General features: G+C 60.6%; 1 protein-coding gene. It reads left to right on the top strand.

The annotated features are described in order from the left end of the window. Positions 1-383 (top strand): winged helix-turn-helix transcriptional regulator (locus O4H53_RS27010; RefSeq protein WP_269368096.1); only part of this gene is annotated, 383 nt, incomplete at both ends.

Here is a 383-nt window from a genome sequence, read left to right as displayed (position 1 = left end):
ACGGTCGCAGTCAGATCTTCCACCCGCAGGGCGATGTGATGCAGACCCAGGAAGGGTTGATTGGTCATGGGCGTCTCTCCTATTTGCTACTGGGAACAGTTACGGAAGAGATGCACATGGGCCAGTCTGACAATTCTGACATAGCCGCCAACGACTACCGCACAGTGCAGCACCAGAACCGTGATGCCTTGAAAAGCTGGTGCGACCTGGCCGCGGGTCTGGACACCGTGCGGGGGCAGTGGAAAGCGTCGATCATCGTCGCACTGTCCGAAGGGATCACAGATCTGCCGCTGTTGCAGAAACGCCTGCCGGATGCCGACCGCCGCGTGCTGGTGCGGGCCTTGCGACAGCTTGAGGCAGATTTGCTGGTGACCCGGTCCGGG

Origin of the sequence: Sulfitobacter sp. G21635-S1 (assembly GCF_027213915.1) — a bacterium.
In the GTDB taxonomy this organism is placed as follows: Bacteria; Pseudomonadota; Alphaproteobacteria; order Rhodobacterales; family Rhodobacteraceae; genus Sulfitobacter.
The sequence above is the reverse complement of the archived record's forward strand: the minus strand, read 5'-3'. Positions and strand labels throughout refer to the sequence as shown.